This window comes from Enterobacter sp. BRE11, from assembly GCF_031844285.1.
Lineage (GTDB): Bacteria > Pseudomonadota > Gammaproteobacteria > Enterobacterales > Enterobacteriaceae > Pantoea.
On the sequence record NZ_JAUZUX010000027.1, the window covers coordinates 1 to 22936 of the forward strand.

Annotated in this window: 22 protein-coding genes; 9 read left to right on the top strand and 13 right to left on the bottom strand. The window is 52.3% G+C overall.

Annotated features, from left to right (window positions below; genetic code table 11):
* Positions 1 to 690 precede the first annotated feature (690 nt).
* Both Q9R34_RS20550 and Q9R34_RS20555 read left to right on the top strand, forming a co-directional pair.
* Positions 691 to 900 carry a YdgH/BhsA/McbA-like domain containing protein gene (locus Q9R34_RS20550; RefSeq protein ID WP_485896180.1) on the top strand — a complete coding sequence of 70 codons (210 nt, stop codon included), beginning with the start codon at positions 691 to 693 and terminating at the stop codon, positions 898 to 900.
* A gap of 237 nt (positions 901 to 1137) precedes the next feature.
* Entirely contained in the window at positions 1138 to 1440 is a 303-nt protein-coding gene (locus Q9R34_RS20555; protein WP_203025599.1) for a putative quinol monooxygenase, read from the top strand.
* A gap of 445 nt (positions 1441 to 1885) precedes the next feature.
* Here the strand turns inward: Q9R34_RS20555 and Q9R34_RS20560 are convergent, their stop codons facing one another.
* From Q9R34_RS20560 to Q9R34_RS20580, 5 genes are all read right to left on the bottom strand, one after another.
* Positions 1886 to 2872, bottom strand: a complete 987-nt coding sequence (locus Q9R34_RS20560) for an aldo/keto reductase (protein ID WP_485896183.1) — start codon at positions 2870 to 2872, stop codon at positions 1886 to 1888.
* A gap of 25 nt (positions 2873 to 2897) precedes the next feature.
* Entirely contained in the window at positions 2898 to 3926 is a 1029-nt protein-coding gene (locus tag Q9R34_RS20565) for an alpha/beta hydrolase (RefSeq protein ID WP_485896186.1), read from the bottom strand.
* 16 nt (positions 3927 to 3942) lie between these two features.
* The gene (locus Q9R34_RS20570) at positions 3943 to 4989 is read right to left on the bottom strand and encodes an NAD(P)-dependent alcohol dehydrogenase (RefSeq protein WP_485896188.1); all 1047 of its coding nucleotides are present in this window, start codon (positions 4987 to 4989) and stop codon (positions 3943 to 3945) included.
* Positions 4990 to 5005: 16 nt separating this feature from the next.
* Positions 5006 to 6223, bottom strand: a complete 1218-nt coding sequence (locus tag Q9R34_RS20575; RefSeq protein WP_485896190.1) for an MFS transporter — start codon at positions 6221 to 6223, stop codon at positions 5006 to 5008.
* 127 nt (positions 6224 to 6350) lie between these two features.
* On the bottom strand, positions 6351 to 6701 hold the full coding sequence (locus Q9R34_RS20580; protein ID WP_040171876.1) for a cyclophilin-like fold protein: 351 nt from the start codon (positions 6699 to 6701) through the stop codon (positions 6351 to 6353).
* 227 nt (positions 6702 to 6928) lie between these two features.
* Here Q9R34_RS20580 and Q9R34_RS20585 point away from each other — a divergent pair, with 227 nt between their 5' ends.
* The gene (locus Q9R34_RS20585; RefSeq protein WP_075180372.1) at positions 6929 to 7828 is read left to right on the top strand and encodes a LysR family transcriptional regulator; all 900 of its coding nucleotides are present in this window, start codon (positions 6929 to 6931) and stop codon (positions 7826 to 7828) included.
* Between the two features lie 80 nt (positions 7829 to 7908).
* Here Q9R34_RS20585 and Q9R34_RS20590 read toward each other — a convergent pair whose 3' ends face one another.
* Both Q9R34_RS20590 and Q9R34_RS20595 read right to left on the bottom strand, forming a co-directional pair.
* Positions 7909 to 8793 (bottom strand): sugar phosphate isomerase/epimerase family protein, encoded by an 885-nt coding sequence (locus tag Q9R34_RS20590; protein ID WP_485896193.1) that lies wholly within the window; start codon positions 8791 to 8793, stop codon positions 7909 to 7911.
* A gap of 118 nt (positions 8794 to 8911) precedes the next feature.
* Positions 8912 to 9781: an AraC family transcriptional regulator gene (locus Q9R34_RS20595; RefSeq protein ID WP_485896195.1), complete on the bottom strand. Its 870-nt coding sequence runs from the start codon at positions 9779 to 9781 to the stop codon at positions 8912 to 8914.
* A 665-nt stretch (positions 9782 to 10446) separates the two neighbouring features.
* Between Q9R34_RS20595 and Q9R34_RS20600 the strand changes: the two genes are divergently transcribed.
* From Q9R34_RS20600 to Q9R34_RS20615, 4 genes are read left to right on the top strand one after another with little or no spacing between them, the layout of a single operon-like run.
* Positions 10447 to 11856 carry a sugar porter family MFS transporter gene (locus tag Q9R34_RS20600; protein ID WP_485896197.1) on the top strand — a complete coding sequence of 470 codons (1410 nt, stop codon included), beginning with the start codon at positions 10447 to 10449 and terminating at the stop codon, positions 11854 to 11856.
* A gap of 25 nt (positions 11857 to 11881) precedes the next feature.
* Positions 11882 to 12892: a Gfo/Idh/MocA family protein gene (locus tag Q9R34_RS20605; protein ID WP_485896199.1), complete on the top strand. Its 1011-nt coding sequence runs from the start codon at positions 11882 to 11884 to the stop codon at positions 12890 to 12892.
* Positions 12893 to 12928: 36 nt separating this feature from the next.
* A complete protein-coding gene (locus tag Q9R34_RS20610) occupies positions 12929 to 13357 on the top strand; it encodes a PTS mannitol transporter subunit IIA (protein ID WP_485896201.1) in 429 nt (142 codons plus the stop codon).
* Positions 13358 to 13384: 27 nt separating this feature from the next.
* Positions 13385 to 14326: a sugar phosphate isomerase/epimerase family protein gene (locus Q9R34_RS20615; protein ID WP_485896203.1), complete on the top strand. Its 942-nt coding sequence runs from the start codon at positions 13385 to 13387 to the stop codon at positions 14324 to 14326.
* Between the two features lie 264 nt (positions 14327 to 14590).
* Here the strand turns inward: Q9R34_RS20615 and Q9R34_RS20620 are convergent, their stop codons facing one another.
* The 3 genes from Q9R34_RS20620 to Q9R34_RS20630 all read right to left on the bottom strand — a co-directional run bounded on the left by Q9R34_RS20620 (position 14591) and on the right by Q9R34_RS20630 (position 17337).
* A complete protein-coding gene (locus tag Q9R34_RS20620; RefSeq protein ID WP_434123541.1) occupies positions 14591 to 15274 on the bottom strand; it encodes a VIT1/CCC1 transporter family protein in 684 nt (227 codons plus the stop codon).
* Between the two features lie 41 nt (positions 15275 to 15315).
* Positions 15316 to 15897 (bottom strand): cytochrome b/b6 domain-containing protein, encoded by a 582-nt coding sequence (locus tag Q9R34_RS20625; protein ID WP_485896205.1) that lies wholly within the window; start codon positions 15895 to 15897, stop codon positions 15316 to 15318.
* Positions 15898 to 16164: 267 nt separating this feature from the next.
* A complete protein-coding gene (locus Q9R34_RS20630) occupies positions 16165 to 17337 on the bottom strand; it encodes a dienelactone hydrolase family protein (protein ID WP_485896207.1) in 1173 nt (390 codons plus the stop codon).
* 325 nt (positions 17338 to 17662) lie between these two features.
* Here Q9R34_RS20630 and Q9R34_RS20635 point away from each other — a divergent pair, with 325 nt between their 5' ends.
* The gene (locus tag Q9R34_RS20635; RefSeq protein WP_485896209.1) at positions 17663 to 17935 is read left to right on the top strand and encodes a hypothetical protein; all 273 of its coding nucleotides are present in this window, start codon (positions 17663 to 17665) and stop codon (positions 17933 to 17935) included.
* 413 nt (positions 17936 to 18348) lie between these two features.
* Entirely contained in the window at positions 18349 to 20004 is a 1656-nt protein-coding gene (gene mqo, locus Q9R34_RS20640) for a malate dehydrogenase (quinone) (protein ID WP_485896211.1), read from the top strand.
* A gap of 163 nt (positions 20005 to 20167) precedes the next feature.
* Here the strand turns inward: mqo and Q9R34_RS20645 are convergent, their stop codons facing one another.
* The 3 genes from Q9R34_RS20645 to Q9R34_RS20655 all read right to left on the bottom strand — a co-directional run bounded on the left by Q9R34_RS20645 (position 20168) and on the right by Q9R34_RS20655 (position 22923).
* Positions 20168 to 20629, bottom strand: coding sequence for a DUF4174 domain-containing protein (locus tag Q9R34_RS20645; protein WP_434123547.1), 462 nt, complete (start codon positions 20627 to 20629; stop codon positions 20168 to 20170).
* A 282-nt stretch (positions 20630 to 20911) separates the two neighbouring features.
* Positions 20912 to 22114 carry an MFS transporter gene (locus Q9R34_RS20650; RefSeq protein WP_485896213.1) on the bottom strand — a complete coding sequence of 401 codons (1203 nt, stop codon included), beginning with the start codon at positions 22112 to 22114 and terminating at the stop codon, positions 20912 to 20914.
* Between the two features lie 47 nt (positions 22115 to 22161).
* Complete coding sequence (locus Q9R34_RS20655; RefSeq protein ID WP_485896215.1) at positions 22162 to 22923, bottom strand: SDR family oxidoreductase; 762 nt, start codon at positions 22921 to 22923, stop codon at positions 22162 to 22164.
* Positions 22924 to 22936 lie beyond the last annotated feature (13 nt).

Here is a 22936-nt window from a genome sequence, read left to right on the forward strand (position 1 = left end):
CGCCTCTGCAAGACGCGTAGCCTGGTGGATAAGATCCAGCGCAGCGGGCGAAAGCGAGACAGGCAGAGGGATATCCATCATGTGGATATGATATGAGTCAGCAGTGGGCCAGAACGGTGTCGTAAACATGAAATTCCCTTCCATTATCAGTAACGAGAGGTTTACTTAACCATTGCATCTGTAATCGGTATTGGAAGGAATTGCGCGAAGGGGTTAGAAAGAACGGTGTACTTCAGAACCAAACCAACTACTTCGCTTAGCAGTAAATTGAAGGGCACGTAGAAAAGCGTGATAAAGCGGAACCAGGCAGTCTAACGCAGTGACAGAGCGACAGGGGGCGTTATACACGCGAGAAATGCCCTGCACTGCATAAATAAACAAGGTTTGGTACAGCAACGTCCGCTTCTGGCACAAAGCGGACAAGCTGACTGAGCTAAAGGTCCGCTAAGAGCGAAAAGCGAACGTCAAACATATGGGTAGGAATGTTATACCACATTAGACATAACATCCCTGTTACGCTCTTCCTGATCCCCTATTTTTACTACGCGCATCTACTGGTTACTTTTTAGTCAATTTTTTTGAACATTATGAGCAAATAGCTCAGCTTTTATCCCGGCATGGTCAGGACTATCATTTATCACATCAAGGCAAAACGCCTTAAAACAGACAAAAAAGACTAAGGAAATGACCATGAAATCCATCAAAACTTTCGTTGTAGTTTCAGCACTGGCTCTCGTTTCTTTCGGCAGCTTTGCCCAGAGCGTCACCGCAACAGCATCAACTCTGGACGGCGCGGAAGCCCAGATCGCCGCCCAGGCGAAACTGAACGGTGAGCACTACAGAATTACCGAAGCCAGCAGCAACAACCTCGTGCACATGACCGCTGAGCTGTACAAATAACGGATGGTCGCAAAAGGACATGCCGGAAGAGGTCGCCCCCAGGGGCGGCCTTTTCCGCGTCTGCGGCCGGACAGAGCGCATCAGATGCTTTGCTTAACTTTGTCCATGAAAAGGCAAAGTCCCGGCCCGGCCCCTTCGTGTTTCATATGTTCTCTGTCTACAATACAGGGAGTAAAGCCGCCATTACTGGGCCAACCAGGTAATCTCTGACCAAAATTTATTTAAAAGGAGTCAGCCATGCTAAAAACAGCGTTGTTTGTCCGCCTTGAAGCAAAGCCCGGCAAAGAACAGGATGTCGAAGCGTTTCTGAAATCAGGCCTGCCTGTCGTGCAGGAGGAGCCTGAGACCGTTGCGTGGTTCGGACTCCGGCTCGGTCCAAGTACATTTGGTATTTTTGACGCCTTCCCGGGCGAGGAGGGCCGGAACGCCCATCTGAGCGGGAAAGTAGCCGCCGCGCTGATGGCACAGGCGGAAGACTTATTCTCAGAGCCGCCGAGCATTGAAAAAGTAGACGTGCTGGCCAGCAAGCTCCCGGGCTGAATTTTGTCGCGAAAGACCAGCACTGCTGCATAAGCCACAATCATAAAAAAGCCACCATTAGGTGGCTTTTTTACTCCCGCACATCAACCTGATTTACCATAACCTCCCTTGCCCGCACCCCCTGAGAGGCCCTCAGCGCGATTCTGGCGCGTCCGGGCCGTTTCCGGGACCTTTCTCCGGCAAGAATTCTGAAAATGTCTCTGATAATTTTTGCGCGTCTGCATGGCTATTCAGTGAGATCTGTTCTCCACAGATTAGTGCATGCCAATGTAGGAAATGTCCGCTTCTAGTATGAAACGGACGCGTAGACCAACGTCCGCTATGAGCGAAAAGCGGACATCCAAGAATTGATGAAAAGTACAACATCTTCAGGTAATAAATAAATTTCGCCGAAATAATGTAATTACCGACCCGAAGGCCGGTAATTGTTAACACTGATAACCTTTTACCACGCGTAAGCTTCAGGTGCCTCTCCGCCTGGCCCCGGCCAGATGGTATCCAGTCTTTTGAGCGTATCATCTGAAAGAGACAGCGTCAGGGCATTGAGATTCTGACGGAGCTGTTCAACTGTACGCGGACCACTGAGCACGGCGCTAACCACCGGGTTCTGCAGTAGCCAGGCCAGCGCGACGTCTGATGGCGCTTCCCCCAGCTCATCACACAGTGTTTCCCAGGCCTCCAGTTGTGGCCGCAGGCGGTTGATTTGTGCCTGCAGCTGCGGTGATGCCCGGCGGCCACCGGCAATTTTCTTCAGAACACCGCCCAGCATCCCCATCCCGACCGGGCTCCAGGGGATCAGGCCAATGCCGTAATGACGCAGCGCCGGAATGACTTCCAGCTCAATCGTGCGCTGGGTCAGATTGTACAGGCTCTGTTCCGATGCCAGCCCCAGCAGGTTGCGCGCGTCAGCCTTGCACTGTGCAGTGGCAATATCCCAGCCAGCAAAGTTACTGCTGCCAACGTAGCTGATTTTACCCTCACGGATCAGCTGTTCCATGGCCTGCCAGATCTCCTCCCAGGGCGTGTTCCGGTCGATATGGTGCATCTGATAGAGATCGATATGGTCCGTTTTCAGCCTTTTCAGGCTGGCCTCACAGGCCCGGCGGATATGGTAGGCAGACAGGTATTTGTCGTTCGGACCCGTGTCCATCGGCTGGTAAACTTTCGTGGCCAGCACTATCCGGTCACGCTGACCACTACGCGCCAGCCAGTTACCGATGATTTCTTCGGATGTTCCGTAACCCTTTGCCATATCCGGCGACTGCGGCCCACCATAGACGTCAGCGGTATCGAAAAAGTTGATACCTGCATCCACGGCTTCATCCATGATACTGAAGCTGGCCGACTCATCCGTCAGCTCACCGAAATTCATGGTACCGAGACCGATGCGGCTCACCCGCAGACCGGTACGCCCCAGATGTTTGTAGTTCATGTCAAATGCTCCTTAACTGAACGTGTTATTGCAGATTCTTACGGAAAAAGTCTGTCAGCTTGTCAAAAGGGATTATGTCGGTACGGTCATACAGATCGACATGCCCTGCGCCCGGTACGATGTACAGTTCTTTAGGCTGACCGGCGCGTTTGAAAGCGTCCTCGCTGAACTCTTTTGAGTGTGCCTGATCGCCGGTAATAAACAGCATCGGGCGCGGAGAGATGGTTTCAATATCGTTGAACGGATAGAAGTTCATAAACTTGCCAATACTGCTCAGCATCGGTTTCGTCGTCAGTTCTTCTTTCTGACCCTGTGGGGTGTAGCCGCCGCGTTCGGTGCGGTAGAAATCAAAGAACTCGCGCTGAATATCCGGTGTGGAGTCATCCAGTTTGTTCACTGTGCCAGGGATATAAGCCGTCTCGCCGCCCTTAAACTCGGCTAACCGTTGCTCAATGGCTGACTGGATAAAGGCCTTACGTTGTTCTCCCGTCTGGGAATGATTAAGGCCATTACGGAACGCGCTCCCCATGTCATACATGCTGACCGTGGCAATGGCTTTCATACGCGGATCAATCTTGGCGGCACTGATAACAAAACTTCCGCTGCCGCAGATACCCAGCACGCCAATGTTTTCTGGATCGACAAACGGCTGTGTACTCAGATAATCAACCGCCGCGCTGAAATCATCTGTGTAGATTTCCGGTGAAATCAGGTGCCCCGATTTGCCCTCGCTTTCTCCCCAAAAAGAGAGATCGATAGCCAGCGTGACAAACCCCTGCTCCGCCAGCTTCTGCGCATAGAGATTCGAACTCTGTTCCTTAACGGCTCCCATCGGGTGACCAACGACGATCGCCGGGTGTCGGGTATTCTGGTTCATCTTTTTCGGGATAAACAGGTTGCCAACCACGGCCATCTGATACTGGTTTTTAAAGGTGACTTTTTGCTGCGTCACCTTATCGCTTTTATAAAAATTATCGGCCCCACGGGACATATCCGCCGCAGAGGAAGCAAATGCACTGAACAACAGCCCCAGCGCTAACATAAATTTTTTCATGATGGTCTCCTTATCATTAAGCCAGGGTGGCGTTATCAATGACAAACCGGTAATGCACATCGCCCCTGAGCATGCGCTCATAGGCATCGTTAATCTGGTCGGCGCGGATAAGCTCAATGTCGGCGACAATGCCGTGTTGGGCGCAGAAATCGAGCATCTCCTGCGTTTCAGGAATGCCGCCAATCATCGACCCGGCAATCGATCTGCGCTTCATGATGAGGCTGAACACCTCTGGCGCGTCATGCGGCGTGGCTGGCGCACCCACCAGGGTCACCGTGCCATCACGTTTCAGCAGCGCAGTGAACACGTCGAGGTTATGCGGCGCAGCAACGGTGTTGAGGATAAAATCGAAGCTCCTGGCATGGGCTTCCATTTCGCTGGCATGACGGGAGACCACCACCTCATCTGCACCAAGCGCTCTGGCGGCGTCACGTTTGGACTCAGACGTGGTAAAGGCCACGACATGCGCGCCCATGGCGTGCGCAAGCTTGATCCCCATATGCCCCAGTCCACCGATACCGACCACGCCGACCTTTTTGCCGGGGCCCGCCTGCCAGTGACGCAGCGGTGAGTACGTTGTGATCCCCGCGCACAGCAGCGGTGCCACGGCGGCCAGCTGCGCTTCCGGGTGAGTGACGCGCAGGACATAGCGCTCATCCACCACAATCTGCTGCGAATATCCGCCCAGCGTGTGGCCCGGCGCATCCGGCGTCGGGAAATTGTATGTCCCTGTCATATGGTCGCAGTAGTTCTCCAGTCCGTCGTCACAGTCACTGCAGTGCCGGCAGCTGTCGACAATGCAGCCGACCCCCACCAGGTCCCCTGCACAAAAACCGGAGACGTGATCGCCAACGGCCACTACACGACCGACAATTTCATGTCCCGGTACGCAGGGATAGAGCGTCCCGGCCCATTCAGCGCGTACCTGGTGGATATCCGAATGGCAGACTCCGCAGTACGCGATATTAATCTGCACATCATGGGCCCCGGGGGCGCGACGGGTGATATCCATCGGCTCCAGCGGCAGTGTGCCCGCATGGGCACCGTAAGCTTTAACTGTCATGGCATTACTCCTGGGTTTAGGAATGATCTGCGGCAGAAGTGTCTGCCCGCGAGGTCAGAAAGATCAGTACGGTTGCGATAATCAGCATCGCGGCGCTGGCCAGGAAGGTGCTCTGGTAGCCGTGATGGTCGAAAAGCAGGCCGCCCACCGTCGAACCGAGAGCAATGGACAGCTGCACCATCGCCACCATCAGTCCGCCGCCAGCTTCGGCATTCTGCGGGAAGGTACGCGGAACCCATGCCCACCATCCCACTGGTGCGGCAGTGGAAATCAGCCCCCACAGCCCGAGCAGCGCCGTCACGATGGCTACCTGACTGCCGAAGGCAATCAGTGCCAGCGCGGTGATGGCCATCAGTACCGGGATGGCCATCAGGGTCGTGTAGAACCCGTGTTTTAACCCCCGGCCAATCAGAGTAGTGCCGATGAAACCCGCGACACCAATAACCAGCAGGACCAGGGTCACCGTTGCGGCATCCACCCGCGTCACCGTCTCAAGGAAAGGCCTGATGTAGGTAAAGAGCGTGAATTGCCCCATAAAGAAGATCCCCACACCCAGCATGCCCAGCGTGACCACCCGGCGACGAAACAGCGTGAAAACGTTGCGGGAAGCCGCCGCCTGACGGGTGACCGGCATGGAAGGCAGACTGAGTAATTGCCAGACAAACGCGATGATGGCGACCGGCACCAGGCAGAAGAAGGCCCCCCGCCAGCCAACAACCGATCCGAGCCAGCTGCCCAGAGGGGCAGCCACGACGGTAGCCAGAGCATTGCCGCTGTTGAAAATAGCCAGCGCCAGCGGAACACGATGGACCGGGACCAGACGCATTGCCGTCGCGGCCGACATCGACCAGAACCCGCCGACCACAATGCCAATCAGGGCCCTGCCCGCCATATAGGTCAGGTAATTGGGTGCCATCGCAATAACAGCACCGGAAATTGCCATAATGCAGGTCAGGCCGAGAAGCAGCGTTTTACGGTTAAGCGTGCCTGCCAGCACGGAAATAAACAGGCTGGTTACTACTGCAAATGCCCCGGAAATAGCGATGCCCTGTCCGGCCATGCCTTCGGTGACACGAAGGGTCTGCGCCATCGGTGTCAGCAGGCTGACCGGCATGAATTCGGAGGCGATCAGGGCGAAGACGCACAGCGTCATGGCAAAGACACCACTCCAGTGCGCAGGCTGTTTCCCGCTTTCGGTGTTTTTTTTTCTGTTTTCGTCTGTCTTATTACTCATTCAGGGATTTCTTTTCAGTAGATAACATGTTGTCTGTGCCCCGGAGCCTTCAGCGCTGCAGGAAGAGCTGAAACGGCATACAGGGACGGGATAAGAGGGATAATCGCGGTACGGGAGGTGCTGCAGGTCAGTTGGCGACTCTGATCTGCACCGCAAGAGGTCCGTGGCGCTGCAGGACCGGCAGTCCGGAATCCACTTTCCCTAACGGGATCAGTGAACGGGCGTAAGCCCTGCCCCGGGCAAAAATTGCCAGGTTGCCCCAGGGCGCGTAGTAAGTGATATCTCCGGCTTCCGGCGTCATGCCGTCCGGTGCCTGCACCGTGGAAAGCCTGCGCGGCAGGTCGCTTATACGCTCAATATCGTCATAGTCTTCCAGCGTCAGGCTGAGGGGAAGCAAAGACGCAAAGTCCCGGCCTGTCGGCGTATCAAAGAGGGTGGCGGTGGCGGTTTCTCCCTCTACAATGATCTCAATTTTCATAAGCGTCTCCTGCGCCACTCCCCGGTCGTTGTCACCCGCCATAGCGGACTGCGTGACGAAAAGCAGGCCGGCAAGGAACAGCAGTGATGTTCTGCGGCAAGCGTTTTGCATAAGGGTTAGCGTTGACTTTTTCATCGCATTATTGTTACCAATATGCAGCGGGTTAACTAGCTAATGAATACTTAATACCCTTATAAGTAAAATTTATAAATGGACTGAAAACGAGCATGGCCAGACGCAATCTCAACGACTTACTCTCTTTCGTCACCGTGGCGCGTGAGGGCAGCTTTACGCGCGCTGCCGCCCTGCTCGGCGTGACCCAGCCCGCACTGAGCCAGGCGATTTCCGGGCTGGAAGAACGGATGCAAATCCGCCTGCTGACAAGGACCACGCGCAGTGTGTCAGTGACGGCTGCCGGGGAGCGCCTGCTGCAGTCTGTGGGACATCGTATTGATGAGATTGAAGCCGAGCTGGACATGCTGACGGCACTGCGTGATAAACCTGCCGGGACCGTCCGTATTACATGTGGACCTAATGTTCTGAAGACCACACTGCTGCCAAAGCTGACGCCACTGTTACGCGAATATCCTGATATTCATATTGAGTTTGACGCCAACCACGGGTTCCGGGACATCGTGGCGGATCGTTTTGATGCCGGCGTGCGGCTCGGAGACACTATCGACAAAGATATGATAGCCGTACCCATTGGCCCGAAACTGCGCATGGCGGCTGTAGCTTCCCCTGAGTATTTCGCCCGGTGCGCCGCCCCTCAGACGCCACGCGATCTGATGCAACACTGCTGTATTAATGAGCGCATGGTTCAATCGGGGAAAATTTACGCCTGGGAGTTTGAGCAGGAAAACGGTAAATTTCACGTTCGGGTTGAAGGGCAACTGACGTTTAACACATCGGAACACGTCGTTGACGCAGCTCTTGCCGGACTGGGCATTGCCTTTTTACCTGAAGAGGAGTTCGGCACACATCTGCAGGAAGGAAAACTGATCCGCGTGCTTGAAGAATGGTGCCGTCCTTTTCCCGGCTACTATCTTTATTATCCCAGCCGTAAACAGCCTTCCCCAGCGTTTTCACTCGTTGTGGATGCGTTGCGTATTAACCGGAAAATTTAACGCTGAATTATCGGGCCAATATTTCAGGAACGGACGTGAACGTCCGCTTTTGGCACAGAGCGGACACCCAAAACCGTCTGTTAATCTAAGTAAAATCTCATATTCTCAATGATCTGCTTTGCCAGGATAGCATGGTCCATTTCCCAGCATGCCGGGCTGAGCAGTTCTGCTGACCACACGCCGTTAAAACCGGTGGCTTTTACCGCATTGCTCCATGCCTGGATATCAATATCTCCCTCGCCGGGCATATAAGCGCGCAACACTGTTTCATTCCGCTCTTCACCAGGGTAGGGCTTACGGCCATCACAAAAGTGCACGCCATAGATAAGGGCGGGATCAAGCCGTCGAATCTCTTCCGGCGTAGTATACCCGGTCGCAAAGAGGTGCCAGAAGTCGATTACCAAACCGATGTTAGGTGCGTTTATACGCTTAATCACCTCCAGTGCCTGATTGAGCGTGTTGAATCGGGTATGTGCGATAACTTCAATTTGATAGCGCACCCCATGCTGCTGACCAAGACTGGCAATCTCAGAAATATTTTCGGTAATAATATCGAGGCGCTCTGCCTCGGGCAGATGATCAATGCCATGCTGCGCCAGAATCTGAATAGTCGGGCAGGCCAAATCTGACGCAATCTGCGTTAGTCGCCTGGCTTCAGCCAGCATTTGCTGCTTTTCTGCGCCCTGATGACGTTCAATATTTATCAGGGCATTAAGGCACAGGGTCTGCAATCCATACCCCCGCACCAGCTTGTTAAGTTCACCAGTGCTGCCGCCGTGATCGAGATAGCGCAGCAATTTGTCATGCAAAAACTCCAGGCCGTCATAGCCCGCTTCCGCGGCTATACGCGCTTCAGTCACGACATTGCAGTAATGTGTTGAAATGCCGTGCAGTGCTTTAAGCATAATTTTCTCCGCATCAGGATTTAACATAGCGGGAATCAACTGAAGACATTCAGCTGACATACGGCCCCTCACGATTACCGGGTGCGCCTTAGTCTGTACGGAAGCAAAAGAAGGCTGGAGGCAATTCAGAACAGATTAGGGCAGGGCAATGGTGCCGAACGTAAAGCAACCATGTGACTTATCTTTTGATCTGGCCGGTTATCCAGAATTTTTTATAACGGGCAGGTGGGATGCCGACAAGGTTATGAAAGATCCGATGGAAATTATTCACGTTGTCGTAGCCTACTGCACTCGCTACATCTATGACTCCCAAATCAGTGCTTAATAATAAGTTCTGTGCCTCACCGATACGACGACGGGTCTGATATTGTTTTGGGGAATAGCCCGAGTAAGCTTTGAATACATGCGCCAGATAAAACTGATTCATATTCATCGCTGCAGTAATCGAATTGAGAGAGATATCTTCTTTATAATGGTTGTCGATATAGTTCTTCACGCGCTGCCCTAATAATATGCTGGCACTCTCCTGTTGCGGTTTGCTTTCTATCCAGATATTTCGGCACAGCAATAACAACACGCTGAGTAGGCTATCGCCAATTTCTGTGCTGTAGAGACGTTTACTGCTGACGTGCGACCACATTTGCTCAAACAGCTGGCAAATTTCATTGTAATAACTGCCGCTCGGCATGACCGCGGTTTGCGAGCGAGGTGTAAGTACGTTTAGTGGCAAACCATCGATCTTCAGTTGCTCAACGCCACAGCTAAATATCAGCAAGTCATCTGATGCTTCCGGACATTCATCATGAAGCACACTGGCATTGAACAGCAATATATCGCCAGGTTTAACAACATAGCTACGGCCATCGATATTATAAATCCCCTTGCCTGAGCGGATGAACATTAACTCAAAGCGTTCATCATGTTTATGCATTACGCGAGGGATCGCTTCCTCTCTGCCTTCAGCTTTGCAGATGAAGCTCAGGCGCGGTCGCATGCCACTATCGAAGCCGCGTGCGGAAGGATGCTCATTAAGGCTGAAGGTGATCATAGTCTCTCCTGTCGTAATGCCGCTATTCTGACATGACTTTATGCCGTAGTAATCATCAACTTTGCTTTTTGTCCCTTCTTAACCCACTGATATTTAATACCAGAAGAAGATTTCCTTATCCTTAGCTCTCTTTACTTGTTATGCCCACTCTGGTTACGGAAGGAGACATGAGCGCCATCACGTTCTTTGAAAATCTGCCTAATGCACTCAATCAGATAAAGTGAGCAACGCGCTAACACTACCTGAGGATTATATTTTCATTAAAAGAGAAAATATCATCAAAATTGCTATTTTGTTTCTCACAGGTATGTAATGACAGCGGCGCCATAAATTTGTATTTAAAACTCTCTTCAATCTTGCTATGTCAACGTCAATATTTAACGACGTGATGATTATCACTGCTTTACAAGAATTTAATTAAAAATTTTTGATCGCCGACACGCTGGTAAATAGTGCGCTCAGCGGTGTCTGGCTTTTGCTTTTAACTTTGATATAACGTTGCCGTAACGTTTAAGGGTCACAGCAGCATCTTCGCGCTGACATTGAAAATACTGTTTACCTGGCCCATAAATTAAGCGCTCTTTTTTTACGTTATTAAAAACATAGCTTTATTCTGACTATAAACGGCTTGCAACGGTATTACCTTACAACCAGATGGAAAAACTATGTATAACAAAACTAGTCTGCAAAATCCTAAGCGTATGCGGTTGATTACGCTTGTATCAACAATTGGTGGCTTGTGCTTTGGTTATGACACCGGCGTAATCTCCGGCGCATTAATATTCATGAAATATGATATGAACCTGACGCCGGCTCAAGAAGGGTTTATTACTTCATTTCTGCTATTTGGTGCCGCGCTAGGCTCGCTGTTTGGCGGATATTTATCAGATAAACAAGGGCGTCGTAAAAATCTGCTCTGGGTGGCCACCGTTTTCATGTTCGGCGCATTAGGCACGGCGTTTGCCTGGGATGTGCCATCAATGATTGTTGCGCGTTTTATCCTGGGCTTAGCGGTGGGCTGCGCTTCTGTCACCGTACCCATTTATATTTCTGAACTGGCACGCGCCGATCAGCGCGAGCGGTTAGTCACCGTCAATGAGTTAATGATAGTTACCGGTCAGTTCCTGGCGTACTCGGTTAATTCAACGCTGGTGAATCTCTATCCCGAGTTGCAGCATAACTGGCGCATTATGCTAGCCATTCCAGCATTGCCTGGCGCGCTACTATGGATTGGCATGCTTATGATGCCGGAATCACCGCGTTTCTTTATTCGTCGCGGTGAAACCGACAAGGCCATAAGTGTATTGAAAACGCTTCGCCTGCCGGAAGAAGTTGACCGCGAAGTGAAAGATATTCAGCAAATTGTCAAAGCTGACCAGATGAAATTGAACCTGTTCGCTGAACTGAAAAAACGTTGGGTGATTCAGCTGGTATTAACGGGCTTAATGATCGTGCTGGCAACGCGGGTTACCGGGGTTAATACCATCATGTACTACGCGCCAACCGTATTAAAAGCCACCGGCCTGGGCGATGCGGCGGCTGTCACCGGCGCGGTAGCCAATGGCATTATTTCAGTACTGGCTACCCTCCTTGGCATGGCGTTAATTGGCAAACACTCACGTCGAAAAATGTTTTTTACCGGACAGGCCGGCGTCACGGTGAGCCTGCTACTGATTGGTTTAGCGTTTAAGTTCCTGTTCCACACTGAAGTTGTTAATGGCGCGGAAGTTCTGCATGCGAATTTTGCCAGCGCACCCTATGTGATCCTTGGCTTAATGCTGGTTTTTCTGGTGTTTATGCAGGGCTGGATAGCACCGGTATTCTGGCTGATGCTGGCAGAAATTTATCCTCTCAGAATGCGCGGTATCGGTATGGGTTTTGCGGTATTCGGTTTGTGGATATTTGATTTTATGATCCAGTCTATTTTCCCTTTCCTGCTGAACCATTATGGCGGCGGTTTGACCTTCGGCTTCTTCGGGACAACTAACATCATTATGTTGATCCTGCTGGTAAAATATCTGCCAGAAACACGCGGTCTGACACTCGAACAAATTGAAAAGAAATTTCGTTTTTAATACTTAATTAACTGAGGGTAAATGAATGACTGTCAATATTGGCCTGATTGGTCTGGGCATGATTGGCCAGGATCACCTGAAACGTTTTCAAAATATCATCACTGGCGCGCGGGTGACTGCCGTTTGCGATATAAATCATAAGGCAGCCGATGTGGCGGCCAGAGAATTTAACGCTACAGCATTTTATGATGCTGAAGAGATGATTAATTCAGAGCTGGTTGATGCGGTATTTATTTGCTCAATAGGACCGGTTCATAAAACGCAAATTCTTGCGGCGTTTAACGCGGGCAAACCGGTATTTTGCGAAAAGCCATTAACTCCAACCGCTGATGAATCAGCAGAAATCATCGATGCTGAAGTCAGAACCGGTAAGCGTCTGCTTCAGCTTGGCTTTATGCGCCGTTTCGACCCAGGTTATCAGGCGCTGAAAAAGACGATTGATGACGGGAAAACCGGCGATATCTTGCTGATCCATTGTGCACACAGGAATCCCTCTGTGCCAGAAAGCTATACGCTGGAAATGGCGGTGAATGATTCCGCCACTCACGAAATCGATATCATCCGCTATTTGCTTAACGAGAATATTATTTCGGTACGCGTGGATAAGCCTCGTAAGAAAACCCAGCGTGCGTTGCCGCATTTACAGGATCCTTTAATCATAATTTTCGAAACCGAATCTGGTGTACGCATCAATGATGAGCTGTTTGTGAACTGCCATTATGGCTATGACATACGCTGTGAGGTGATTGGCGAAAACGCGGTTGTCGCGCTTACTGAACAACAGCTGATTAGCACGCGTTCGCTGAGCGGCAACGCACAGCATATCGCACAATCCTGCATGGAGCGTTTCGCCACGGCATACGACCGGGAAGTGCAGCATTTTGTCGATAACGTACGCAATGGGCGCGAAATGGGTGGCCCCTCCTCATGGGATGGTTACGTCGTGGCGCTGGTTTGTGATGCTGGTTTAGCATCGCTGAAAGATGGCGAAAAACACGATGTCATTATTCCGCCGCAGCCAGCGCTCTACCGTTGATAAATGCACTTATGCGCTATCAGTGAGGAAGTATTCATGTTGACTTTAACTGAAGACGCGCTGCATCTGCAGTGCCGTGCAACGCATAAAAATGAGGCGATACACATTGCCGCCAGTGCTCTGGAAAAGGCGGGTTATGTCAAACCTGGCTTTGAACAAGGCATGCTGTCGCGAGAAAAGAGTGTCTCAACTTATATTGGAGCAGGTATTGCGCTTCCTCATTGCGCAAAGGAAAACCTTGATCTCGTCATTCGATCGGGCTTTCAGGTGTTTCAATTTCCCGATGGCGTAAGCTGGGGTAAAGGAAAAATTGTTTTTATTGTTGTCGCTGTGGCTGCAACGAAAAATGAACATATTCAGATTCTGGCGGATATTGCAGGTCTACTGGGCGATGAAGTCAAGACTACCTTATTAGCGAATGCCAGAACTAAAGCCGGTTTTATCGATCAGTTCGAAAGAGCGTAACTTACGTAAAATATTGGGGATAAGAGAATGGAACTTGCATTGTGTACTGACGTTCTGGCTGATTTACCTTTTCCAGACATGCTGGACAAAGTTAAAAATTATGGGATTAGTGGTGTTGAAATGACCGCAGGCGGCTGGTCCCCCTGTCCACATGTCAAAACCGAAGAGTTATTGAATTCTCCTGAAAAGCTTGAGCAATTTAAACAGGAACTGGCTGAGCGGGAGATGCGTATTGTGGCGCTTAACTGTTCTGGCAATCCGTTAGCGCCTGGTGAACTGGGTGAAGCCCATACCAAAAGCAGCTACAGGGCGGTTGAGTTAGCAGGCAAACTGGGTGTTAAAAAGATTGTGACGATGAGCGGTTTACCCGGAGGCGGGCCTGAAGATCGCGTGCCGAACTGGATAACATCCACGGTTTCATGGCCAGATTACATGCCGGGTGTAATCGACTATCAATGGAATGATGTTGCGATTCCATGGTGGAAAAAGTTTGTGCAGCACGCTAAGCACCATGGTGTAGAGAAAATTGCTATCGAAGCGTTTCCGAGTCAGCTGGTTTATAACCCATCCACCTTACTGCGTCTGCGCCACGCCGTCGATGACATGATTGGCATTAACCTGGATCCCTCCCATTTGATAGCCATGGGCGCCGATCCTGTCGCGGCGGCACGTAAGCTGGAAGGGGCAGTCTTTCATGTGCATGGTAAAGATGCGCGAATAGAGCGGGGTCTGGCCGACATTGATGGGCTGATGGAGTACCAACCCGTCACCCAGACCAAAACCCGTACCTGGAACTATGTCGCCGTAGGTTGCGGGCAGGATCTGAAATGGTGGAAAGAGTTCTTTTCAGTGCTGCGTATGACGGGTTATGACGGTGACGTGTCACTTGAAATGGAAGATCTTACGATGAGTGTCGAAGCTGGCCTGCAGACGTCAATTGATGCCTTACTCGCCACTTTGAGCCGCTAGAAGCGCAGTGCCTGTCATTAAAGGCAGGCATGCGCCCAAAACCCTATCGGGTCATATTTCCTGCAGATAGAATGCATACCTGTTTTTGGCCTTTTATGCCTGGCGGCCTGTTAGGACCACAGACGACGTTATGAGCGAACAGCAAGTTGTCTTGATGTCGCTGACGTTTTTTGCCGTGTATGGAGTGGCGATCGCAGTCAGATGCTGATTTCGCGGGAACTCTGAAATAGCGCTCCCGCGAAGACAGAGAGCGGGCCGTTAAATTCAGCCTGCGTAGTGACCGAATAATGCGCCCGTGAGCCCCGATAATCCCATCGCCAGGCTACTCCAGAAGCTGACCCGAATGATGCTGCGCATCACTGGTGCTCCCCCCGCTATGGCGGCAACAGTCCCCAGTAAAACGAGCGCCAGCAGAGCCGCTATCACGATGCTGGCTATGCCGGAACGAGTCAGTGCCACCATCAGCGGAATCAGCGCACCCACCGTAAAGCTTCCGGCAGAAAACAGCGCAGCCTGAAGGGGACGCGCGCTTGAGATATCGGAGATACCGAGCTCATCGCGGGTGTGCGCATCAAGAGCGTCATGTTTCATTAACGCGCTGGCGACCTCATGCGCCAGCGCTTTACTGAGGCCGCGCTGCACATAAATTGCGGCCAGTTCATGAGTTTCGGCCAGGTAATCATTTTCCAGTTCAACCTGCTCCTCAGCAATGGCGGCGCGCTCGGTGTCAGACTGCGATGAAACGGAAACATACTCACCGGTGGCCATGGACATTGCTCCCGCGACCAGGCCAGCCACGCCTGCCAGAAGAATACTGTGCGTGGAGCTGTCCGCCGCCGCCACGCCAGTCAACAGGCTGGCAGTAGAAACAATGCCGTCATTGGCGCCCAGGACGGCGGCACGTAGCCAGCCAGAGCGTGAAATTTTATGCGTTTCTCCGGGCGTCACGCTTTTCCTCCTGATAGTGTTTTTTCAAACCGTATGCAGATTCAGTTATTTTCAGTGCCTGAAATGACTGCGGTTCTGGACAACACGATATGTAATAAACCCATTGCGCCATGCGCATAAAAATAAATCTCAATAAAGGTCGTTAAGAATTTATGCAGGCCGAGATAATATTCCGCTGTGCCAGACGAGGCGCTCAGCAGGGTTTGTGCAAGAAACCAGATGCCGCCTGATGAAGCGACAAGAATCAATGCAAGCACACCAGCCCCCTGGATGGCAGCCGCAATACCTCCCTGTGCAGCCTCGGGCAGTTTTAGCTGACGGATTAATTTGATATCGCGTTTGATACCGCTAAAGTCCAGCATTAGCCATGCGTAGTACCAGCGAAATCCTCGTTGTGACATCATCCATATCAGCAGTATCCAGCCAAGAAACAGTAGCAGAAAACCTGAGCCGATGTGGATCCAGGTTATCACGCCCTCAACGCTACTCAGGTTTAGCCGCTCTGCCTCAATAAAGTTCGAATTAATAATCTGCAATAAAATAAGCACGGCTACAGCAATGTGAAGCCCACGAAAAAAAGGGGCGTAGCTGTAGGGTATTAAGGCTGTCAGTGTCGATTTCATGCTCGCTCCCGGAGAAAGTTACCTCACGAAAATAGCCTTTTAACGTTAAGTTATCCTTAGGTGCGCAAATAAGCGGGCGTCAGACGTGATGTAAAGCGCCTGATTTTTGGTGACCAGCGGCGAGGTTCTTTTCAGGGGGGCCATTAATTTGAGGTGATTTCGTTGTTGAAAGTGATAATGAAAACGATAAGCAAAAAGTTTGTCTTAAATAAAAAGGGTGGTTTGTGGTGGCCATTTGAACGATATAATAACGCTGCCGAGAACCTCTCAATTAGCCATGACGGTGTTATTAACTGCGTAAACCGTACATTCTTTTTGGGCGCTCTGCTGATGCTTCTGACAGTTTCTGAGTGCAGCCGCTGCGGCTTCTGTGGCCGTGCGCGCCCAGTAGGATACTCCCCAGTCACCTGACGCATCCGTCGCAAAGGCTTTTTCAAAAAGCTGCGCAGATTCATACTCTCTGAATGCAGATTTTCCCTCGGCGTTATTGAGTGCAAGCGGTAAGGGAATATTTTTCATATTGATCCTGACCACCTCCTTGTATGGCATTCCCTCCTTATGAAGAAATTCTCCCACCGGCCCCCACCAGAAATCTTCCGGAGCGGAATCCATAAACGCGTGACCGTTAGCACGATAGGGGGGCATTACGACAAAACTGCCGGAGCCGCCTGCTGAGATATAAGCATTGAAAAACGAGAGGGCGGTCAGGGGCGGGAAGAATTTATCGTTTTGTGAATAAAGCCAGAGCGAAGGAGTGTGCGAGGCGGCGCCCATCTCAGCGAAGGTTCTCAACAATCCCGCCTGGTCACACACTGAGCTGCCGCTGCTGGCGCCTCTTCCTCCGTCAAAATTAATGATCGCCTGAACACCCGACGGCTGTCCGGCACCGGCGGCCAGAGCGCCAAATCCACCGGCTGACATGCCGGCGAGAATGGCGTTATGCCCGGATGCCCATGGCTGGCGCCTGATTGCATTGAGCGCGCTCAGCAGATCATCAGCATCTCGCTTCCTTGCCAGGCCATGCTGTGGATGTGCGCAGGTTCCGCCAGTATATTCGGCTCCGCCGCTGGAATAGCCATAGCCTTCCCGCAGAACGACCACCGCCGCATAGCCGTGGCGGGCGAACGCCAGAGCCGTTCCTGACATCCGGTTTGGATTCATTTCCCAGCGATCGAATTCAGCGGTGCCCGTGGTACCGTTGGTAATCAGGGCAATGGGCCAGCGACCAGGTCCGGAGGGCCGCGTCACGAGAGCGTCCAGCAGGGCCGGTTTGCCATCTGGCAACGTGACACGCAACATAACAGGCTCTCTTATAAGCCCGTTGAACTGCTGGTTATTTTCGACGGAGGGCGCAGCAGCACTTCCCATGGGAAGTGTCAGCCATACAGGCAGCAAAAGTAAAAGCCCGCGCACGGCCTGATGTAAAGAGGGGGATGTCACGATGTCCGGCCTCGCTTGTGGTGGTTAACTCAACAACTTAGCGTGACGGTGCGGCGGTGAATACTGCGCGGCAGAAAAAATTGCTTGTCAGATTGTTACCCAGCCTTTTCCGGCCACCTGTAAAGGATACGGGCAGCATCAATGACCGATGGGATAGTGCAGTGGGTAAAGCACACGCTCTCTGCAACAGAGCAGCATCGTTGACCTTTGCTAAGCTCGTTGCTATTGATCGAGGACAGGTCAGTCAGTTAAGGCTTCCTTGAAAATAGTGTTGGCCATCGCGCTGTTGCTAATGCAATGCAGAAAACAGACAGGAGAGGATGCAATGAAAGTATACGCTAAAGACCAAAACGGGACTGCCCAACATCTGGACGTCGCATCACTGATCATTACGTTCAGTAACGGTGAAACCATTGAGATCACCGATGAAAGCCCAAATCGGCCAGCCAATATCGCTGAGGGCGTGACAGTATGGGGAGGCAGAATGCCCGAAGAGGGCGCTTCTTTAGATAAACTCAAAAACACCACGCGCGGGCTGGGAATTTATCCAATGGCAGCGAATACCATTCATATTTTTCCCTATCCCTTCAGCAAGTAATTATTCGTTCTCGTTTCTGAAGAGCAGAAAAGCGTCGAGAAGAAAAGGCGCTATCACCCCTGTCAGCATATTTTATATCGCTCAGCCGCCATGCTCGACTTTAGCCAGGAAATGAAAATTTGCGTTAAATAATCATGCAGGCCAGATTTTTTATCATTAAGAAGAGTGTGGATCAGCCTGCTATCCTTTATTAAGAGCTTGTTGGCTAATTCCCTGTTTTTCGCAGCAGATTTCAGTGGCGGCTAATAAAAAAGCGGAAATCTGCTTTCTTTAGTTAAGATACTTTTTTATTTAATTTAAAAATTAAATATTGTCAATTTTTTGAAGTAATGATTTATATGGAGTGTTTAAAACTCGATACGAGTAAGTTAAAATATTGGTTCATTCATTTATTTCCGATAGTACTAAATATAATGCTGCAACAAAATAAGATTCTCCCCGCGTTATCACTCATCGCAATGGTCGTCAGCGCAACAGCGCATGCTGAAGACGCTAACGAAAAAACAGACGTACTTCTGATTGGCGGCGGCATCATGAGTGCCTCTATGGGAACATTACTGCAGGAGCTCCAGCCTGACTGGAAACAGCTCATGGTTGAAAAGCTGGATGGTGTTGCGCTCGAATCATCCAACGGCTGGAACAATGCCGGTACCGGTCACTCAGCCAATATGGAGCTGAACTATACGCCAGAACGTCCAGACGGTTCGATTGATGTTTCTAAGGCGCTGGAAATCAACGAAGCGTTCATGATTTCCCGCCAGTTCTGGTCATCGCAGGTAAAGCGTGGCGTATTAAACGATCCGCACTCTTTCATCAACTCTACGCCACATATGAGCTTTGTATGGGGTGACAAGAACGTTGAGTACCTGACCAAACGTTATGCCGCTCTGCAACAAACGACGTTGTTCCAGGGCATGAAGTTCTCTACCGATCAGAATCAGATCAAGCAATGGGCTCCCCTGATTATCGCCGGGCGCGATCCGCAGCAGAAAGTGGCTGCCACCTGGACGCCGGTTGGCACCGACGTTAACTATGGCGAAATCACCCGCCAGCTGGTGGGTAGCCTGAAAAAAGAGAATAACTTTAAGCTGGAAACCTCATCTGAGGTTACGGGCTTCAAACGCAACAGCGATAACTCCTGGCACGTCACGATTACTGACGTGAAAAGCGGCAAAGAGCATGCGGTAGATGCGAAATATGTCTTTATCGGCGCAGGCGGCGGTGCCCTGAAACTGCTGCAGGAGACAGGTATCCCGGAAGCGGATAACTATGCAGGTTTCCCAGTGGGCGGCTCCTTCCTGGTCACTGAAAATCAGGACATCACGCGCCAGCACGCGGAGAAAGTTTACGGACAGGCTTCCGTGGGTGCGCCACCGATGTCGGTCCCGCATCTCGATGCGCGTTTCCTGGATGGCAAACGTGTGGTTTTGTTTGGGCCTTTTGCCACCTTCTCGACCAAGTTCCTTAAAAACGGCTCTTTCCTCGATCTGCTCAGCACCACTACGACCAAAAACGTGGGGCCGATGACTGACGTAGGGCTTGATAATTTCGATCTGGTGAAGTACCTGATTGGCCAGGTGATGTTAAGTGACGAAGACCGGTTTGAGGCGCTGAAAGAGTATTATCCGTCAGCGCGTAAAGAGGACTGGAAACTTATTCAGGCCGGCCAGCGCGTACAGATTATCAAGAAGGATGCGGAAAAAGGCGGCGTACTTAAGCTGGGAACTGAAATCGTAACCGATAAACAGAAAACTCTGGCTGCGCTGCTGGGCGCTTCTCCGGGCGCATCCACCGCTGCGCCTATCTCCATCAATGTGATGAAGGAGCTGTTCCCAGAGCAATTTAAATCGGCGGAGTGGCAGAGCAAGATCCGTAGCATCGTTCCGAGCTATGGACAGAAGCTGAACGGCAACGTTACGCTGACCCAGCAGGTTTGGGATGAAACGGCAGCGACGCTGCAGCTGGTAAAACCGCCAGTGATTCAGATGAAGGCGGCTCAGGACGCTCCTCAGGCTCAACCTCAGAAACCAAAAGCCGCTGCTGAAGCTCAGCATGATATGGCTCTCTAATCCTTACGGATGACGATAAAGCCCCTGACGTTCTCGTCAGGGGCTTTGATTATCAGACCGCTGCACGCCCATCTCCCCGCTCTGCATCCTGATCTGCGTTCAAGCGCCAACAGCCGGACTTAAAGCCCCACTGTTTTATCCTCTTCTCGGTTAGCAGAAAAGTTTAGCGTAAATCAGCCTTACGCATTGGCATTCTGTCTATGGTGGAAAGCAGCTCTTCTGACGTAAGCGGTGTTTTTTGGCGAATTTTCACCCCGCCATCTTTCCCGACCAGCACAACTTCAAAACCGCTGGGCTTAAATTGTGAACGGAGCTGGCCACTGGCCGCAGGCGACGTATCACTCAGCACGATGATATCGCGCTCCGCTAGCTCAGCGCTGCTTTTCTCCAGCATGGCGATTTGCCTGACGTAGTCAGCATCTTTTTCAGATGGAGCAAATATAACAACAGGGCGTCTGTGCCACTGATACTGTCCAAGGCTTGCCGTATCTGGGGGCAGAGGAGAGAACAGCGTTGTATCTGCCATCAGCGCCGGGCTGTAACAAAACAGAGACAGCGCCAACACGCCTGAAGCAGTGAAGGCGTGCCGGGACAGGGATAACGGCTTTGGCAACAAATTTTTCATAGGTACCTTTACTCCTTCTGGGCAGGCTGGCGGCATTCAGAGAAAAAGAGTAACCGGGCAGATGAACGCGGATCCTGTATCAACAGTAGCGGAGTTTGCCAGGGATGAACGTCTCCTTTCATATGTTTACAAGAAGGGCAAACAGAATGCGCACTACAGCTTTCCTGGTCGAAAGGCACAGGCATAATGTGCAGTCAGGTTCCTGTCCCGCTTTCGCTGCGTCATGGTGCTATTCAGCATCTATGCGTCACGTATCTCAGAAGCCTGACTGATAGCAGCCCGTCAGGCTTCACCCTGACAGGGCTCAGCCGTCGTCAGGGGCTTTCTGAGCTTTTCGGACAGCTGCAGGCTGATCAGCGCCAGCACAATGAAAGCCACGGACATGCCGGCCAGCCCGTAAAATCCCGCCACCGGATAAACCCAGGAGGCTACCGCTGAGCCGAAACCGATGCCCCCGAACATAAAGGCACTGGTCAGCGCCAGCGCGATGCCGCGATACCGGGCAGACGACAGTTCAACGATCCTGCGCTGCTGGCTGGGCCAGAGCAGATCTGTGGCAAAGGCCCAGAAGACCAGTGCCAGCAGTAGCATGCCCAGGGCTTTTGGCAGCAGGGCAATCAGCGCCGTATCTGTGATGAGCAGGGTCATGCCCGTCAACAGCAGCTTTTCCGAGGTAAAGCGTGTTGCCGCCCGGGTGACCCAGAGGTTCCCCAGCACCCCGGCGACGCCCAGCACCGCCAGCGCCGCGGAAACCGCATGCGTGCCGCCAGCGTAGGTGTCGCGGATAAGCGGGGCGATAAAAGAGTAAAAGCTGTAAACGCCGGAGGTGATGAAAAACACCACCAGGAAGGCCGTCAGGTATTTCCCCTCAGACAGGACGCTCGCCATCTCGGCGAGCCGGATACGCGAACCCACACTTTCATCCGGCACCGTCAGCAGGACATTCAGCCCGCTCAGCAGGCTTACCAGTCCGACCAGCGCAAACAGGGCTTTCGCCCCCCACATGTCGGCCACCCACGCGGCGAGCGGAATACCGGCCAGGCTCGCCATCGATACCCCGAGAAGTACCATGCCGATAGCCCGCCCACGCTGCTGTTCATCTACCAGCTCAGAACCCAGCGCGACCAGCACCGGGCCGATAAAGCCGGCACCTACGCCCATCAGTATGCGGGAGGCGACCAGCGACCCGTAGGCCGGCGAGAGCGCAAAAGCGAAGGCGCCCAGGCCAAACAGCCCGATACCCGTGAGCACCAGCTGGCGACGGCGAAGATGGCCAAAGATGACCTGAACCAGCGGGGCGGCGAGCGCAAAGGTCAGGCCGAATATACTCAGTAAGCGCGCGCTCTGCGCATCAGTCAGCTGCCAGGCAGCAGAGATAGCAGGCAGGCTGCCGGCGACAGAGAGCGCGCCGGTAGCCTGGACAAAGTAAGCGATGCTTAGCGCGCGCAGGGCGCGGCGCTGGGAAGAGGTGATAGCAGCGTTCATTATTCATCTCCGGCATAGAAAACAGGGGCTGGACGCCCCTGTAGCGTTTACTGAACAGGAATTGGGTTATCCGCCACGGACTGGTTGAACTGATTCACCAGGGTATGCTCGTCTGCGCCCGGGTTATCGCGCACCGGCAGCACGCGATCGACGATGGCTTCGATGGTGTCGGTGCCGAGCTTGTCGAAGGTTTCGCGGATAAAGTCTTCCAGTGGCATGGCGCGCGGATCGCCGCTCTTGTAAATCAGGTCGGTATCCACCCACGGCGGAGAAATCTCAATCACCTGCACGCCGCTGTCGCGCAGCAGGAAACGCTGAGACAGGGTGTAAGAGTGAATGGCGGCCTTGGTGGCGGAGTAGAGCGCGTTGGTTGCCAGCGGCAGAAACGCCAGCACCGAGCTGTTGTTGATCAGCACCGCGTCAGGCTGCTGCTTCAGGTGTTCGATAAAGGCGGCGCTGACGCGCACCGGCCCGAGAATATTGGTATCCAGTAGGGTGACCGCCTGCGCATCATCCAGCTCGCCAGCCGCGTTGTCGAAAGGCATGATGCCGGCATTGTTGATCACCACGTTCAGCGCCGGATAGCGTGCCAGCACGCTCTGCGCGGCGGCTTTGATGCTGTCGGCGCTCGTCACGTCCAACACGACATAATCCATGCCTGGGCTGGCTGCGGTCACCTCCTTCAGCAGCGCCTCGCGGCGTCCCGAAATAATTACCTGGTTACCCAGCTGATGAAATTTTTCTGCCATTGCGCGGCCGATGCCAGAGGTACCGCCGGTGATGAAGATAGTGTTGTTAGTCAGTTTCATGGTCATATTCCTT

What these genes read in the sequence shown, in the direction of transcription:
- Q9R34_RS20550 (WP_485896180.1), top strand. Translation starts at nt 691, where the DNA reads ATGAAATCCATCAAAACTTTCGTTGTAGTTTCAGCACTGGCTCTCGTT.
- Q9R34_RS20555 (WP_203025599.1), top strand. Translation starts at nt 1,138, where the DNA reads ATGCTAAAAACAGCGTTGTTTGTCCGCCTTGAAGCAAAGCCCGGCAAA.
- Q9R34_RS20560 (WP_485896183.1), bottom strand. Translation starts at nt 2,872, where the DNA reads ATGAACTACAAACATCTGGGGCGTACCGGTCTGCGGGTGAGCCGCATC.
- Q9R34_RS20565 (WP_485896186.1), bottom strand. Translation starts at nt 3,926, where the DNA reads ATGAAAAAATTTATGTTAGCGCTGGGGCTGTTGTTCAGTGCATTTGCT.
- Q9R34_RS20570 (WP_485896188.1), bottom strand. Translation starts at nt 4,989, where the DNA reads ATGACAGTTAAAGCTTACGGTGCCCATGCGGGCACACTGCCGCTGGAG.
- Q9R34_RS20575 (WP_485896190.1), bottom strand. Translation starts at nt 6,223, where the DNA reads ATGAGTAATAAGACAGACGAAAACAGAAAAAAAAACACCGAAAGCGGG.
- Q9R34_RS20580 (WP_040171876.1), bottom strand. Translation starts at nt 6,701, where the DNA reads ATGAAAATTGAGATCATTGTAGAGGGAGAAACCGCCACCGCCACCCTC.
- Q9R34_RS20585 (WP_075180372.1), top strand. Translation starts at nt 6,929, where the DNA reads ATGGCCAGACGCAATCTCAACGACTTACTCTCTTTCGTCACCGTGGCG.
- Q9R34_RS20590 (WP_485896193.1), bottom strand. Translation starts at nt 8,793, where the DNA reads ATGTCAGCTGAATGTCTTCAGTTGATTCCCGCTATGTTAAATCCTGAT.
- Q9R34_RS20595 (WP_485896195.1), bottom strand. Translation starts at nt 9,781, where the DNA reads ATGATCACCTTCAGCCTTAATGAGCATCCTTCCGCACGCGGCTTCGAT.
- Q9R34_RS20600 (WP_485896197.1), top strand. Translation starts at nt 10,447, where the DNA reads ATGTATAACAAAACTAGTCTGCAAAATCCTAAGCGTATGCGGTTGATT.
- Q9R34_RS20605 (WP_485896199.1), top strand. Translation starts at nt 11,882, where the DNA reads ATGACTGTCAATATTGGCCTGATTGGTCTGGGCATGATTGGCCAGGAT.
- Q9R34_RS20610 (WP_485896201.1), top strand. Translation starts at nt 12,929, where the DNA reads ATGTTGACTTTAACTGAAGACGCGCTGCATCTGCAGTGCCGTGCAACG.
- Q9R34_RS20615 (WP_485896203.1), top strand. Translation starts at nt 13,385, where the DNA reads ATGGAACTTGCATTGTGTACTGACGTTCTGGCTGATTTACCTTTTCCA.
- Q9R34_RS20625 (WP_485896205.1), bottom strand. Translation starts at nt 15,897, where the DNA reads ATGAAATCGACACTGACAGCCTTAATACCCTACAGCTACGCCCCTTTT.
- Q9R34_RS20635 (WP_485896209.1), top strand. Translation starts at nt 17,663, where the DNA reads ATGAAAGTATACGCTAAAGACCAAAACGGGACTGCCCAACATCTGGAC.
- mqo (WP_485896211.1), top strand. Translation starts at nt 18,349, where the DNA reads ATGCTGCAACAAAATAAGATTCTCCCCGCGTTATCACTCATCGCAATG.
- Q9R34_RS20645 (WP_434123547.1), bottom strand. Translation starts at nt 20,629, where the DNA reads ATGAAAAATTTGTTGCCAAAGCCGTTATCCCTGTCCCGGCACGCCTTC.
- Q9R34_RS20650 (WP_485896213.1), bottom strand. Translation starts at nt 22,114, where the DNA reads ATGAACGCTGCTATCACCTCTTCCCAGCGCCGCGCCCTGCGCGCGCTA.
- Q9R34_RS20655 (WP_485896215.1), bottom strand. Translation starts at nt 22,923, where the DNA reads ATGAAACTGACTAACAACACTATCTTCATCACCGGCGGTACCTCTGGC.